A 14769-nucleotide genomic window follows, 5' to 3' on the forward strand; every position below is an offset into this window, starting at 1 on the left:
AATATCGCTTGCTTCGGATCCGCAGATCCGTTGTTTCCGTGTTTGATTCCTCAGCTGTTTGAATTGATTGAAGGGTGGGCCCCTTCTCAATTGCGCTTGGCTTTTGTTCAGTTTTCAAGGAACATTCACTTCTTATCTTACGAAAAACAACTTTTTAATTCTAACACGTTGTTTTTCGCAAGTCAACCTTTTTCTTAACTATTTGTCGTATTTCTTAGCGACAAGATATATTATATAGTTTCATAGTTACCTTGTCAATATAAAATTAAATTTTAAAAAACACGGCAAGACACATATTATCATCCTGCCGCCGATCCGTCAATATTCTTTTTAAAAGTCCCGCAAAAACTTTTCTCGGCTGCAGGACACCTTTTCAGACACCCAAAGTATATTTTATCAATACTAATGCCGTGATACCGGGAATACCAAGCAATCCTCCGACCGCAGCCGTGGCAACATTGATTGGTATATGCAGGCTGAAAGATTCTCCGATGACGTTCAGCAAAAAAAGAAGCAAGGCACCGACCATAAACCGGACAGCCAATTTTCCGACCCACCTTAACGGATGGAAAGAAGTTCCAAGGATCAGGAGAAGAAAAAAGAAAACTAAGACAGCAGCGCCGATCATCAGAAAATTATTCATAGGCATGCCTCCCCACCCTTTTATGAAACGGGCTCAAAAGCTTGCCTTTTAAACCCGTCATTCATTAATAAAAGTATATGGCGACATGTCCCAATAAGAACTATTATTTCCTTGAGTAAATTTTCAGCGCACGCACTTCTTTTAATAGAAACAGATATTTGGCTTCCGCAAGTTTCAAACGATGCAGCACTTCTTCCGAAGGATCGATGCTGGAATCGATCACTCTCTTTTTAGTCAGCCAATCCTCCCTGCTGTGATTGAGCAATTCAATAAGCGAATCCGTCAATTCTTTACGCAATAAACCTTTCCGTCGATTAAACATAACAAACAGCCTCCAATATCACGCATTGCCCGACAGCCTGAAATTCTTCTGAAGAATCTGCTTCCCCCTGCAGAATTCGTGTCTATATTTCCCTCCGGCCTTCCAAGGCTTTCGACAGTGTCACTTCATCCGCGTATTCCAGATCTCCGCCGACCGGAAGGCCATGGGCAATCCGTGATGTTTTCACGCCAATCGGTTTTACAAGACGGGAAATGTACATGGCCGTAGCCTCTCCCTCAACCGTCGGATTGGTTGCCAGAATAATTTCTTTAATGGTCTCGTCCTCAAGCCGTCTAATGAGTTCAGCAATTTTGATGTCCTCGGGACCGATACCGTCCATCGGAGAAATCACTCCATGGAGCACGTGATACAATCCGTGATAATCGCGCATTTTTTCAAGGGCCGCCACATCTTTCGGATCCTGGACGACACAAATCGTCGAGTGATCCCGCGATGAATCGTCGCAGATCGGACAGGGATCGCGATCACTGATGTTCTGACAGACAGAGCAATACATTAATTTACGCTTGACATCAACCAGTGAACGGGCAAACTCCATGACATCTTCTTCGTTCATTTCCACAGCGAAAAAAGCAAGTCTGACGGCTGTCTTCGGACCGATTCCCGGAAGTTTCATGAAGCTGTCAATCAATTTTGCTATAGGTTCAGGATACTGCATCGCCGCACCCCCTTCCAGAAATTTTTCAAATCATCGGCGAATAATCAGCAGCGAATTCCTCCTACCGCTCAATACCGGTCCTTGAAATCCGCTGCTCGGCTGCTTCGCTTATTTTTTTCAAATATTTTATTCGGTTCAGAATCCCGGAAGGTTCAATCCTTTTGTGAATTTACCGAGCCGCTGGTTCGCCAATTCATCCGCTTTGGTCAGTGCGTCATTTACCGCGGCCAGTACAAGATCCTGCAGCATCTCAACATCCTCCGGATCGACTACCTCCGGATTAATCGTGACGTCGACGACCTGCTTATGCCCGTTTGTCTTCACTTTGACCGCTTCTCCGCCGGCCGTTCCCTCAACAACTTCATCTTTTAACTTTTCTTGCTCTTCCGCCATCTGCTTTTGCATTTTCTGCACCTGGCGCATCATATTATTCATATTTCCTCTCATCATGTAAATCGCCTCCAATATCTTTTTTCAATCTTTTATATCAAGTAAATCCGGGCCGACTAATTTCTTCGCTTCCGTGATCATCGGATCTTCCGTCGGCTTTTCACCGGTTTCTTCTGTTGTTTTCGATCTTTGAATGTACTTCCTTTTCAGTTTTTCCCACTGATCTTCAGGAACGGGGTACATGGTTTTATTTTTTTGTGTTACATCCCGGACAATCGATTGTACCATTTCCAGAATATGGTTTTTATTTTCCATGACCATCTGGCAGTGAAAATCATATTTAAACGCCTGAATGAAGCCGTCGGGGGAGCTTGCCACCGGCTTGCTCTCGAGCATCCAGGCGTGAGCCGCTACATTCTGTGCACGAATCTTCGCCATAACATTCGCCCATACGGATCTCAGCTCAAGCAGTTCATCTTTAGCCGCCGAATCCAGCACGCGATTGATATCCTTCACCGGAAGCCGCAATTCGCCGTTTTTAGCGGATCTCCGGCTGTGCCCTGTCTCCTGCGGAACTTGATCCGCACGCCTGCCCCCGGAAGTCCCGGACATCTCTTTCACCTGTTTCTCAAGGGCTTCCACTCTTTTTTCCAGAGCGGCAGTTTCCGAAGCCGTCCGGTCGTTTTGAACCGGCCGCTCCGGCTGTCCGGAGGAAGAGCAGAGTTTTACAATCGCCATTTCAAGAAAAATACGCGGATGATTGGTCCGTTTCATCTCAAGGAAAGCTTCATTCAGCCGGGTGATTGCCTCAAACAGCCGGTCCGTGTCCAGCTCTTTTGCCTGATCGCGAAACGCTTCGTCCACACGAGGACGGCTGAGTACGTCTTCAAGATCCGGAGACGTCTGATAAAGCAGAAGATCGCGATAATAAAAAATCAGCTGCTCGATCAGTCTGAGCGGATCTTTTCCCTGGTCAAGAAGCATGCCTGTTTTATCGATTGCCTGAGCCGTATCATCGGCCTCAAGCGATTCTACCAGTTCACGGACCAGCCGGTCGGCAACCATCCCAGTGATGTCCAGCACATCCTGGACTGTTATTTTTCCCTCACTGTAGGCCGCCGTCTGATCCAGAACGCTCAGCGCATCGCGCATTCCGCCCTCACTGGCTTTGGCAATCAACCGGAGGGCCTCTTCCTCTGCTTCAATATGCTGGTCCCGGACAACAAATGCCAGACGCTCGGCAATCGCCGAAGCCGGAATGCGTCGAAAATCAAACTGCTGACAGCGCGATATAATCGTCAGCGGGATTTTCTGCGGTTCGGTTGTCGCCAAAATAAAGACGACATGCTCCGGCGGCTCTTCAAGCGTCTTCAGCAGCGCATTAAACGCACCTGTCGACAGCATGTGCACTTCATCGATAATGTACACTTTATAGCGGACTTCGCTGGGTGCATATTTTACCTTATCGCGGATTTCACGGATCTCGTCAACGCCGTTGTTTGATGCGGCATCGATTTCGATTACATCGGCAATACTTCCATCTGTAATTCCGCGGCAGGCCGCACAGTTGTTGCACGGTTCAGCAACCGGCGCATGTTCGCAATTAATCGCTTTGGCTAAAATCTTGGCAGCGCTCGTTTTTCCGGTTCCGCGCGGGCCGGTAAAAAGATACGCATGAGAAAACTGCTGCTTGACCAAGGCGTTCTGAAGCGTCTGAGTGATGTGATTCTGGCCGGCAATATCATGAAAAGTCTGAGGCCTGTAGACTCTGTACAGTGCCTGATAGCCCATGTTCATCCCCCCTTCGCCGCCAGAGACAAGCGTTTTTTAATTTATAATCTCATTATAGCGATATAGGGCAGTGAAGTGAACTGAGGTATTGCTGCGCTCTTCGTTATTTATGAACAAGGGCTACCGAAAACAATGTTCCGATAGCCCTTGCAGTTTTATATTTTAACGCCGTGCACCTTTCGTCGATCAGGGCGCCATAAGCGCTTCTCAAGTCGTTGACTCGGCCCAGGTAGCCCCGCGGCACACGAAAGGTCTCACTTACTGCTGCTTCCTTCCGGACCTGACAGGGTTCATGAGTTTTCATTGCGCGGGACCCGAGCGTCAGCATCACGTGCCTGAGGCTGCCCTACAGCGTCCGAACCTCGGAAAAAGGAATTAAACCTCGCTATAGCGGATTGCGAGTTACAGGGCACCGCTACCTCCCCGTCTAGCACGGCTAATTTTATAACGATATAAAAACCGGAATGAAAACCGGTATCAAATCTGTAAAAATAATTAATGGCGGAGGCGAGAGGATTTGAACCCCCGCGGCGCCGAACGACGCCCTAACTGATTTCGAGTCAGTCCCCTTCAGCCACTTGGGTACGCCTCCAAACTGAATCCGTAACGCTGATTAGTTAACACAGATCATCAATGATCAAGGAATATGAAACGGATTCGAACCCTGTTCAACTAATCGTTACGACGATGGTTAGTTTAACATAAAAATATAGCGGAAGCAAGGTGTAAATCAAAATGATGCACGGACTAAATTTTTCCATACGTGGATATCCGGATCCATTGCAGCAGCTTATTAATAAGTAAATTTATTTTGTTCAGATACCATGTACTCAACTTGAAATATTAATGGCCGGTTCCAGATGTAAATCTTGTTCTGCCGCAGGCACTTTCGCATAATCCGAAATCAATCAATTTTCTCCTTTCAAACACTTGTAGCCACGAGTCTTGACCGCAGCCTGATTCGATATTAAAAGATTTTAAAATCGGTATTAGCCGGGTTGTTTAATTTTTTTTATCTGTAAATAAAGGTAGCAAGATTTGATCAACAATTTGGGTGACAGATTCTTTTCCATTCTACATAAACATAGAATGAATTCATCAACTTGTTAACCAAGAGCCTATCGGTTAAAAGGCGAGAGGATTTGAATTCATACGGCGCCCTTCGGTCAGTCCCCTTCAGCCATTTGGGCGCGCCTCTAAGTTGAATCCGCAATGGTGACTCTTTTAACACAGATTACAGGCCGATACAAACATAGATTTCATTTAGCCTTTCCTTTATCCGGATTTTTTCTTATCGCGGCGCAGCGATCGAAAAAAATCGATCAGCAGGCCGCCGCATGGTTCCTGCAGCACCCCGCCCGTCACTTCTGCCTGATGATTGAAGCGCCGGTCCTGAATGAGATTCATCAGCGTACCCGCGCACCCCGCTTTGGGATCGGAAGCACCGAAAACCACTCTGTCAAGGCGGGAAAGAACAACGGCCCCGGCGCACATCGGGCACGGTTCCAATGTAACATAGAGTGTGCAGCCGGACAGACGCCACGTCTTCAGCCTGCGGCTGGCAGCCTGAATCGCCAGGCATTCGGCATGCGCGGTCGGCTCCTGGAGTGTCTCCCGCATGTTACAGGCGCTTGCAATGATTTCACCGTCTCGGACAATGACGGCACCGATCGGTACCTCGCCGGCCGCTTCCGCTTTTTTCGCTTCATCGATCGCCAGTTTCATAAAACGTTCATCCTCTGCCGTCATTTCCTTCGCCTCCCGCTTCCAATCCTGTCCAGAAGTATACAAGAGTTTAAAGACCGAATCAAATGCAGCGGCCGGCCGAATGATCCGGAATCGAATAATTACAGCGTGCCGGCGAACGCCGGATGCAAACGGCAGAAAAGTTCTCCGGCCCGTTTACAGAGCGTATCGCTCCGCTCTCAGCAACTGTGTTCCGGTGCGGAAATTACTTATTATTCAGAAGCCATTTTCGGGTGATTGATGGGCATATTCGCTGAATAACCGGATTAAAAAAAAGCACTCGAATGCGAGTGCCCTTAAATTTTTTTGAACGGATCAATGGTCCAGCGACGATTTTTCCGTCTCATTCTTCGTTGGACAGATGGAACTTGTTGATCAGCGCAAAGAAAAGGCTGAGCAGGACGCCGACGACCGTAGCCAGCCCCATGCCGTTCAGAGCGACTTTGCCGATGTTGATCGTCGCCCCGCTGATTCCGGTTGTAAAGATGACCGTACTGAGAATGATATTCTGCGATCTGGCAAAGTCCACTTTCGACTCGACAAAAATACGAAACCCGTTGGTCGCGATAACGCCGAAAAGAATCAGCGAAATGCCGCCGATAACGGCCGTCGGTACCGTTGAGATCAAAGCGGACAATTTTCCGACAAACGAAAGAATGACCGCAAAAACGGCCGCACCGCCGATAATCCACGTCGAATAAACGCGTGTGATCGCAAGTACCCCAATGTTCTCACCGTAAGTTGTGTTCGGCGTCGAACCGACAAATCCGGAAATGATGGTAGAGATACCGTTTCCGAATATCGAGCGATCCAGTCCCGGATCTTTCATTAAATTCTTTCCGACAATGTTGCCGGTCACAATCAGATGGCCGATATGTTCGGCGATCACGACCAATGCTGCCGGAAGAATAATCATGATGCTGGAAAGATTGAACTCCGGCCTGTAGAAAGTCGGCAGCGAAAGCCAGTGTGCATGTACAACCGGCGAAAAATCCACTAAGCCGGCAAACGCCGCAATGACATAGCCGGAAACGATTCCGATCAAAATCGGAATAATTTTAAGGAATCCTCTGAACAGAACCCAGCCAAAAAGTGTAATAGCAAAAGTCAGAAGAGAAACTGTCACGGTTGTCGCGGACGGCGACCACTTGGCGGCCGCTCCTGCCGGTGCAATCAGTCCGGCGTCCTGAGCCGCCGTCGGAATCAGCTGCAGCCCGATAATGGCGACGATCGATCCCATTGTCACCGGCGGAAAAACGACGTCCAGCCATTTTGTGCCGACAGCATGAATAATAAATGAAATGACAATAAAAACCAGGCCGACGGCAATGAAACCGCCCAGTGCCGCCTCATAGCTGCTTGTGGACAGAACATACAGCACCGGGGAGATAAAGGCAAAACTCGACCCAAGATAGGCCGGTATCTTTCCGCGGCAGATAGCCAGATAAATCAGGGTGCCGATACCGTTCATCAAAAGAATAGTCGCCGGATCAACTTTGAAAATCAGCGGAACGAGAACCGTTGATCCGAACATAGCGAATAAGTGCTGCAAGCTTAAAGGAATGCTTTCCAGTAAGGGTAACCTTTCATCGGTCTGAATCACGCGCTGCGTCAAAAAAATCTCCTCCATTTACAATGAATCGCACTGTTTCAAGTATAGCTGAATTCGGACAGACTCAAAAGGCCCCCTGCATTGCCTGCCGAAAAAAATTTTACAGAAGCAAAAATCGGGACATACAAAGTACGTCCCGATATTCTTTCAAATTTTTATTGAACTGCTGTTATCGAATGAACCATCAGTTTTTCGAACCGATGCCGATGAACTGGAGAATATAAAGAAACAGGTTAATGAAATCAAGATAGATCGAAACGACGATCATCGGTATATCTTTGTCAGTAAAGCCGTGGACCGTCAGACGGCTGAAATCAAACAGCGTATAGCCAATAAAAATCAGGATGCCCATTCCAGAGTAAACCATCATTGTCGTGCTTGAAAACGGTATAAAAATACCGAATACACCGACGGCAAGAAGAGCAATCAGGCCAAGAAACAGAAAGCTGCCCAGAAAAGTAAAATCGCGTTTGCTGACCATCGTATAAACAGCGATCGCACCGAACGAAACCGTCGTTACGGTAAAGGCTTCAAGTACGACCGTCGCTCCGATCAGACTGGCATAGTAGCTGATAACCGAAAAAAGTGTCAGTCCGGAAATAAACATGAACGCATACATCAGCAGATAGCCGACAGATTGACGCTTTCTGACAAACATCATCATCACAATCATGCCGATCTCTGCAATCATCAGCGGCATCATATATACCGGAGACACGTACTGTCCAAAATACAGTCCCGCAGTTGTAACTAATAAACCCGAGAAGAAAGCCGCAAATAATTTTGAATACGGTTTTCTCAATGTCTGGCTTGAAAATTCCGCCATGACTGTCATCCCCCTTTTAAGGCTTGTAATAATCAATACGTAATCTCTTAGCAAAAGTTTCTTCGTTACATCTATATTCTTTTTCCGCACGTTCCAGACGAGTTAAACAGACATGTCTTACAAGAAAGGTTCACATTTATTATACAGTGATTTCAGCGAAAATCAAAAATAATTTGAAAAAGAGCGGTTTCCTGACATTCAGGAGCCGCTCTTTTCCTTCCCTTTTATTGAGATCTACTTTTGACGGTGCCGCGTGTTCACTTCCAGAATATGTCCGGACTGCGTCTGCTCCGTTTCGCCATTGACCTGGCGTGCCGGATGCTTTGCATGGGCTCCTGAAGTCCGAAACCGATCGGTCTTTTCGTCAGTCAAAACAGGTTTTTTTGTCAACCGTTATCCCTCCGTCTGATCTTTCCGTTTCTTCGAATGTGCCGAAAATTCGTTCACCGGAACGGTTTTTAATTGAGCCGTTCACCCTGAAGGCAAAGGCTTCTTTCACCGCCGGCCGCATTTCATTTTCTTTTTTGCACACTGAACATTGTTCCCGGACAATCCATCAAGCAAAGACCTCCTTTTTCAAGGGCAATCTTATTATGCGCGCTCTGCCGAAAAATAATCCCGTTTTCTCCGGGCATTTCCCGAATAAATGGACAAAGGGTACCATTTTTTCCTGCTGCTTTTCGTAGTTGCGGAAAGCATAGGCCCGGCACGATTCAACACACGCTGCTGTCCGGCTCCGCAGTAATGATTCAAACCGGATGCGGGCGTCTCCCGGCGCGTGCCGGACGAGGCGCCATTCGCTTCCGGTCGCACGGCTGCCGCAAAAAATCGGCTGGTCCCGCGGGCCCATACGGCTCACATCTTCCGTTTTCAGGACCGATCCGGCCGTTTACAGCCTCGGCCGGTCAAACCCGGCTATTTTTATTTCTTTATCTTTGTCTGACGCGATGATCTGTTTCCTTATTCCGGCATTAAACTGTCATGCACGCCGGGCAAGATGGACGCGTTCCCGCAATTTTACCGCCAGTGCGGCGACAGCGATCGTTTTAATTGCATCGCCGGGGATATAGACGGCACTCATGGCAAGTGCAGCTCCCCAGGGAATATGCATCATCAGCGCCTGCCAGAGAGTGCCGATCGGATAGAGGACAATGATTCCGGCAAACAGGCCCGAGAGGACGATCGCCCAGAAGCCCGGTTTTTTAATTTTAGACAGGATCAGGGCGATAACAAAGGCTTCAACAATCCACCCCAGGACAAAACCGCCGCTCGGCGAGACAATGGCCCCGATTCCGCCGCTGCCTCCGCCCAAAATCGGGAGGCCGGCGCCGACCAGCAAAACAAACAGAATCATACTGGATGCCGCTGCACGGACTCCAAGAAATGTTCCCGCTAAAACCACACCTAAATTTTGCAGAGTAATCGGCACCGGAGTGAAAGGAAGCGGGATCGGCGGCAAAAAGCCGAGTACCGCGAGAATCGCCGCAAATAGTGCAATTTCAACCAGTTCTTTTGTTTTCAATCTTCTCTCTCCTCATGATCAATCGAATATTTCTATTTTAAAAAGGAAAGAAATGTATGTCAACCTTATTTTTATTTAGGTTAACAATAAATCTGTTTGCCCGGTTTCCCATCTACTGCCGCATTTCCAACTTAAAAGCCCGCACCGGACGATTCCGATGCGGGGCATATCTTTCACTTTTTCCGATTATTTAAAGCGACCGAATGATTTTATCAACCAGACCGTATTCTTTCGCTTCTTCCGCGGTTAAGAAATTATCGCGGTCGGTATCCTTTTCGATTGTCTCGTAAGGCTGACCCGTCGTTTCGGAAAGGATTGTGTTCAGTTTCTTTTTCGTTCTTAAAATATGTTTCGCGCTAATCTCAATATCACTCGCCTGGCCCTGTGCTCCGCCGAGAGGCTGGTGAATCATCACTTCGCCGTTCGCCAGAGACAGGCGCTTGCCTTTGGCTCCCGACGTCAGGATAATCGACGCCATAGAGGCCGCCATTCCGACACAGATTGTCTGAACATCCGGCTTAATGAAGTTCATCGTATCAAGGATGGCAAAGCCCGCAGTTACAGAACCTCCCGGACTGTTGATGTAAATCGAAATATCCTTTTCCGAATCCTCCGATGCAAGAAAAAGGAGCTGGGCAACGATGCTGTTTGCCAGTTCGTCGTTAATCTCCGTTCCGAGCATAATCACCCGGTCCTTCAGCAGCCTTGAATAAATATCATAAGAGCGTTCACCGCGGTTGGATTGTTCGATCACATAGGGGATAAAAAATGATGACATGAATGTTTCCTCCTGTTATTTGTGTGTGGCCTTTTTCCCGCCTCAGCCGTCATGCCGCCTGTTCGGTGCAGAAAATTTTTCGAATTTTTCCGTCCGGACGTTCATAAGCGCCATGAAGGCAGGCTAAAATCATCAGCCTGACTTTTTCATTGAGACCGCCCGTCGCAGCGGACAATTGATTGAACGCTGCCGAAACCGGTCCGAGAGCAGCTCTCGTCTCCTGGCGATATAAATACAGCAGACGCTCGGGCAGACGGCTCTGAAAAGCCGCCACATAACGATCCGCCAGTTCATCTCGATCACGGACCGGGAAAACACGGCCGCAAGAGGCGAGCTTTTTTCTGGCCCGATGGTATATAACCCGCACATTGCTTTCCGACTCGCCGATCATTTCGGCCGCTTCAGCCGCCCGATAGTCCATGCCGGCGATCAGAAGAAAGATCAGCCGCTGCTTCGCCGACAGCTCCTCGATCAGTACTTTCATTGCTTCGGTCAGGCGATCAGCCGTCTGCTTTTTTCCCTCTTCGCCTGCAAAACGCTCCATTGAATCCGTGACCGTCTCATCGATGGAAACTTTGCGATGGCCGTCAATCCAGGTGTTCGAGACGATCCGATACAAATAGGCTTTGGTTATCGGCCGGGACGGGCGCCTGACCCAGGCCTTGTACAGCTTAATCATCGAGTTCTGGAAAAGGTCGTCTCCGTCCCATGCCGATCCCGCAAGCGATGTGCACCAGCCGCGCATCTCTCCGAAAAAGGGCCGGGCAGAATACAAAAAAAGTTCTTCTTCCCTTTTCTTTTGTTCAATCTGCGTCCCTTTCACAGGCAACCCCTCCCTCATTTCATCTTCATTCGTATAAACGAAAAAAAAGCAGTAAATATTTCAGCCATCCAAAAATTTTTAAAAGCCGGTTTCCCTTTTCTTAGCGGATCGGTTATTTAATGCTTCGTCCTAACATTAATCATATACAAAATAAAGGAAAACGCCAAGCAAAGTTCAGATTCATTCTTTAATCGGGTACAGATCGTGCCAAAAACAGCCGGATATACAGACATCGGGTGCAGCGACCGATAAACCTGCTGCAATGACCGATAAACTCCCTGAGACGGCCGATACCGGACATATAACGACCGATACCATCGTGTCCAAGACCGATAATCAGCAGCTGATCACTGTTCGTTTCCCCCAATGGCCGATAAATTCCTCGCAGCTCGTATTTAATCGGGTGCAGCAACCGATAAGCGCCGCGGCCCAGGTAATAAAACCAACCGGTGTATAGTGTATAGTGGTGGTATTTCAAGTTAAAGCCGGTTGGCCCTGCTTTGAATAACATCAAATTCCGGAAACAATTATCTTTTTTGCGGACTGATCGCCGCATGCTTACCGCGATTACTTATTTACAGATTAAACCGTCCGAACGCTCCAATGCGTCTATTGGAGCGCTGCACGATTGCAGCGGCTGTTCCTTTTTCTCAGATTCGTCATTTTGATTAACAAATCCTCTTAATAAAGCGAGGTTTTAAAAGTGAATGAAACCATCCGATTATTATTAAATCACCGCAGTATCCGCAGCTTTTCCAGAGAAAATATTTCAGAGGAAAAGGCCGACCTTTTGATCCGTGCGGCACAGCATGCGCCGACAAGCAGTTTTCTGCAGCAGTATTCCATCATAGACGTCACGGATGAAGCGAAGAAAAAAACATTAGCCGAGATTGGGAATCAGGCTTACATAGCGGAATCGGACCGGCTGTTCGTCATCATAGCCGATTTGCGCCGGAATGCAGAAATTGCCCGGGAAAAAGGAAAATCTACAGAAGTTCTGGGTTCGTTCGATTATTTTCTAAGAGCCATCGGCGATGCATTCATATCCGCTCAAAATATTGTGGTCGCTGCCGAAAGCATGGGATTGGGCAGCGTATATCTCGGCAGTATATTGAATGACGCTCAGGCTGTTATCGACTTACTGCATCTTCCAAAATTTACCTTTCCTGTCGTCGGCATCGCTGTCGGTTATCCGAATCAATCGCCGGAATTAAAACCGCGGCTGCCTGAAAATGAAATTTACCATAAAAATGAGTATCATTCTTCCGTGCAGCTGGTCCGTGAGCTGGAAAACTACGATCACATCGTCTCTCAATATTACGACCTGCGCAACAAAAACCGCCGGATTGATACGTTTACCAACCAAATTGCAAAGGCTATGGATAAACGTCCGAAAAAAAGGATGTCGATGCTCGATGTCATTAAATCTCAGGGCTTTATTCAATATTGATTCCTAACTGGCCGGAGCCTCTCAGAACGCCGGTCAAGGGGCTTCCAGAGCGGCGGGAACGGTGATTTTACTATCTGTATCACTTGATAAGGCTTTATATATTATAAGGACCCCCTGAAGTTGGACAATAAGAATCCAAATCAGGGGGTCCAGTTCATATAAAAGGGTTTCATCGTTCTATTTTTCTTCCTCTCGTTCATTCATGCGACATTCCAACGCTTTTCGTTCCGGCTGCCACCACAGCGGTCGATCAGCAGACCGGACGTCACAGGCTTCATCGTTATTTTCCACCGCCGGTACCGATCCGCGCAGCGGTTTGCCGGCCGTTTCCTTAACGAAGAAGGTAATAATGACGATGCCGATCAAACAGGCACCGATGAGATAATAAGCGGGGACCAAGGCATTGCCGGTCATGCGGATCAATTGAGCAACAATCAGCGGCGTTGTCCCGCCGAATAGAGAAACCGATACGTTGTAAGTAATCGACAGTGCGCTATACCTCACTGAAGTATAATACAACGACGGCAGCAGCGATGGCATCGTGCCTTGGAAAGATGCCAATAAACCGGCCAGAATCAGCAGACCGGCAAATACAGCCCACGGATGACCGCTGCCGATTAATCCGAATGCCGGCAGCGTCAGCAGAATCAAACCGGTCAATCCACCTTGAATGACACGTTTTACACCGATCCGATCGCCGAGACGGCCCATCGCCAGGACAATCGGAATCATGATGATCATCACGAGCAAAAGCAGCAGTAAGCCGGATGTGTCGTCATATCCCAGTACGGAACTCAAGTGAGCCGGCATGTAAGTTAAAACAGTATAATCCACCACATTATAAAAGAAGACCACCAACATCCCGATTAGCAGAGCACGCCAATAATAAGCCAGCAAAAAACGGATGGAAACAGGTCGTCGTTTTTGTATTTCCCACGTCTGTTTCACCGCTTTAAACGCCGGCGTCTCTTCCATATGCTCACGCAGATAGAAGCCGATTGCGCCCAGCGGAGCTGCGATCAGAAATGGAAGACGCCAGCCCCAGTCCAGCATCTTTGCCTCGCCCAATAAAAAGGAAAGCAAGGTAACAATGCCGGAGCCGCCAATATAACCGATCAACGTCCCCACTTCCAGGCCGCTGGCGAAAGTGCCTCGTTTACTGTCAGGTGTCGATTCGGCAATAAACGTCATTGCGCCGGAATACTCGCCGCCGGTGGAAAAACCCTGAACCAAGCGGGCCAGCAAGAGCAGAATCGGTGCAGCAGCGCCGATCGTCCGGTATCCAGGGATCAGCCCCATGCTTAGCGTTGCCAGCGCCATCATGATTAAAGTGATCACCAGAATCCTTTTCCGGCCCAGTCGGTCGCCCAGCCTGCCGAAAACGAAGCCGCCGATTGGACGCACCAGAAAAGCAATCGCGAAGGTGGCAAAGGAATAAACCAGTTGTGTCGGCCCGCTCAGCTCCGGAAAAAAGACCCGGCCGATAGTGACGGCCAGATAAGAATAGATACCAAAGTCAAACCATTCCATCGAATTGCCGACTGCCGTGGCGATCACGGCCTTTTTGGCTGTTCCCGTGGCAACGATGGTTACTTTTTTCGGCAGTTGTCGTGAATCGTTATCCTCTCGTCTGTCGTTCGATGAATGTCTTTTTTTATTCGTCAAAAAATTGATGCTGTCACTGAAAACGGAAATGGGCAGCAGAGCTTTTTGTTGCTTAACCTGCAGTGGCAATGATCGCTTGCAACGTGAAAACCGGTCGATGGCTGTCCGTCCGTTATCTTAGTTCAGCGACAGGTTTTCCCTTCTTCGTTTGCACTAAGATAATGCCTATTGTCGGATCGTTTTCGCCTACCGCGCAGGATTGCCAAGCCAAGCGGCAAAACAACGGGATCCGCATGTATCCCTTCGACCGGATCCACAGGCGATCTGCGAACCCTTATAATTATCATATAATAAAATACATATAATATAAAGTTTATATATGAATAATTAGAATACTGGAGAGTGAAAAGTTCTGTGTAAATAATACAAAAGGATAACCCTTAAATGGGATTTTATGGTATCCTCTTATCTGCCAAGAAAGAGAGGAAAAATCGCCAAGGGTTATCGTGCTTCTAGTTTATCCTGTTCCTTCGCGATTGACTAGTGCCATGTTGAAATTTATTGATTCTGTGCTTCTGTTGT

At 48.0% G+C, this 14769-nt stretch carries 15 protein-coding genes, 1 tRNA gene and 1 other RNA gene; 1 reads left to right on the plus strand and 16 read right to left on the minus strand.

Going from position 1 to position 14769, the window contains the following annotated elements; genetic code table 11:
- Positions 1–373: 373 nt before the first annotated feature.
- The 15 genes from OYT88_RS20370 to OYT88_RS20440 all read right to left on the minus strand — a co-directional run bounded on the left by OYT88_RS20370 (position 374) and on the right by OYT88_RS20440 (position 11610).
- A complete protein-coding gene (locus OYT88_RS20370; RefSeq protein WP_274402204.1) occupies positions 374–643 on the minus strand; it encodes a pro-sigmaK processing inhibitor BofA family protein in 270 nt (89 codons plus the stop codon).
- A gap of 103 nt (positions 644–746) precedes the next feature.
- A complete protein-coding gene (locus OYT88_RS20375; protein WP_274402205.1) occupies positions 747–965 on the minus strand; it encodes a YaaL family protein in 219 nt (72 codons plus the stop codon).
- A gap of 82 nt (positions 966–1047) precedes the next feature.
- Positions 1048–1644, minus strand: coding sequence for a recombination mediator RecR (gene recR, locus OYT88_RS20380; RefSeq protein ID WP_274402206.1), 597 nt, complete (start codon positions 1642–1644; stop codon positions 1048–1050).
- 135 nt (positions 1645–1779) lie between these two features.
- Positions 1780–2094 carry a YbaB/EbfC family nucleoid-associated protein gene (locus OYT88_RS20385; protein ID WP_274402207.1) on the minus strand — a complete coding sequence of 105 codons (315 nt, stop codon included), beginning with the start codon at positions 2092–2094 and terminating at the stop codon, positions 1780–1782.
- A 24-nt stretch (positions 2095–2118) separates the two neighbouring features.
- Positions 2119–3825, minus strand: a complete 1707-nt coding sequence (dnaX, locus tag OYT88_RS20390) for a DNA polymerase III subunit gamma/tau (RefSeq protein WP_274402208.1) — start codon at positions 3823–3825, stop codon at positions 2119–2121.
- A 168-nt stretch (positions 3826–3993) separates the two neighbouring features.
- Positions 3994–4261, minus strand: an RNA gene (gene ffs, locus OYT88_RS20395) — signal recognition particle sRNA large type.
- 63 nt (positions 4262–4324) lie between these two features.
- Positions 4325–4417 (minus strand) — tRNA-Ser (locus OYT88_RS20400).
- 683 nt (positions 4418–5100) lie between these two features.
- Positions 5101–5574: a tRNA adenosine(34) deaminase TadA gene (gene tadA / locus OYT88_RS20405; RefSeq protein ID WP_274402209.1), complete on the minus strand. Its 474-nt coding sequence runs from the start codon at positions 5572–5574 to the stop codon at positions 5101–5103.
- Between the two features lie 340 nt (positions 5575–5914).
- Positions 5915–7186: a uracil permease gene (gene uraA, locus OYT88_RS20410; protein ID WP_274402210.1), complete on the minus strand. Its 1272-nt coding sequence runs from the start codon at positions 7184–7186 to the stop codon at positions 5915–5917.
- A gap of 181 nt (positions 7187–7367) precedes the next feature.
- Positions 7368–8009, minus strand: a complete 642-nt coding sequence (locus OYT88_RS20415) for a Bax inhibitor-1/YccA family protein (protein WP_274402211.1) — start codon at positions 8007–8009, stop codon at positions 7368–7370.
- 234 nt (positions 8010–8243) lie between these two features.
- Positions 8244–8399 (minus strand): YpzG family protein, encoded by a 156-nt coding sequence (locus tag OYT88_RS20420; protein ID WP_274402212.1) that lies wholly within the window; start codon positions 8397–8399, stop codon positions 8244–8246.
- 589 nt (positions 8400–8988) lie between these two features.
- Positions 8989–9531, minus strand: a complete 543-nt coding sequence (locus tag OYT88_RS20425) for a biotin transporter BioY (RefSeq protein ID WP_274402213.1) — start codon at positions 9529–9531, stop codon at positions 8989–8991.
- A gap of 190 nt (positions 9532–9721) precedes the next feature.
- Positions 9722–10309, minus strand: coding sequence for an ATP-dependent Clp endopeptidase proteolytic subunit ClpP (gene clpP, locus OYT88_RS20430; RefSeq protein WP_274402214.1), 588 nt, complete (start codon positions 10307–10309; stop codon positions 9722–9724).
- A gap of 49 nt (positions 10310–10358) precedes the next feature.
- Complete coding sequence (locus tag OYT88_RS20435) at positions 10359–11132, minus strand: RNA polymerase sigma factor (RefSeq protein WP_274402215.1); 774 nt, start codon at positions 11130–11132, stop codon at positions 10359–10361.
- A 187-nt stretch (positions 11133–11319) separates the two neighbouring features.
- Positions 11320–11610: a hypothetical protein gene (locus OYT88_RS20440; RefSeq protein WP_274402216.1), complete on the minus strand. Its 291-nt coding sequence runs from the start codon at positions 11608–11610 to the stop codon at positions 11320–11322.
- A 225-nt stretch (positions 11611–11835) separates the two neighbouring features.
- Here OYT88_RS20440 and OYT88_RS20445 point away from each other — a divergent pair, with 225 nt between their 5' ends.
- Positions 11836–12582: an NADPH-dependent oxidoreductase gene (locus OYT88_RS20445; protein WP_274402217.1), complete on the plus strand. Its 747-nt coding sequence runs from the start codon at positions 11836–11838 to the stop codon at positions 12580–12582.
- A gap of 177 nt (positions 12583–12759) precedes the next feature.
- Here OYT88_RS20445 and OYT88_RS20450 read toward each other — a convergent pair whose 3' ends face one another.
- Positions 12760–14247: an MFS transporter gene (locus OYT88_RS20450; protein WP_274402218.1), complete on the minus strand. Its 1488-nt coding sequence runs from the start codon at positions 14245–14247 to the stop codon at positions 12760–12762.
- Positions 14248–14769: the final 522 nt, after the last annotated feature.

The organism is Sporolactobacillus sp. CQH2019, from assembly GCF_028765345.1.
Taxonomy (GTDB): domain Bacteria; phylum Bacillota; class Bacilli; order Bacillales; family Sporolactobacillaceae; genus Sporolactobacillus.

Coding starts and splice junctions, on each gene's coding strand:
- clpP (WP_274402214.1), bottom strand. CDS start 10,309: ATGTCATCATTTTTTATCCCCTATGTGATCGAACAATCCAACCGCGGT.
- OYT88_RS20415 (WP_274402211.1), bottom strand. CDS start 8,009: ATGGCGGAATTTTCAAGCCAGACATTGAGAAAACCGTATTCAAAATTA.
- OYT88_RS20385 (WP_274402207.1), bottom strand. CDS start 2,094: ATGATGAGAGGAAATATGAATAATATGATGCGCCAGGTGCAGAAAATG.
- tadA (WP_274402209.1), bottom strand. CDS start 5,574: ATGACGGCAGAGGATGAACGTTTTATGAAACTGGCGATCGATGAAGCG.
- OYT88_RS20370 (WP_274402204.1), bottom strand. CDS start 643: ATGAATAATTTTCTGATGATCGGCGCTGCTGTCTTAGTTTTCTTTTTT.
- recR (WP_274402206.1), bottom strand. CDS start 1,644: ATGCAGTATCCTGAACCTATAGCAAAATTGATTGACAGCTTCATGAAA.
- dnaX (WP_274402208.1), bottom strand. CDS start 3,825: ATGGGCTATCAGGCACTGTACAGAGTCTACAGGCCTCAGACTTTTCAT.
- OYT88_RS20375 (WP_274402205.1), bottom strand. CDS start 965: ATGTTTAATCGACGGAAAGGTTTATTGCGTAAAGAATTGACGGATTCG.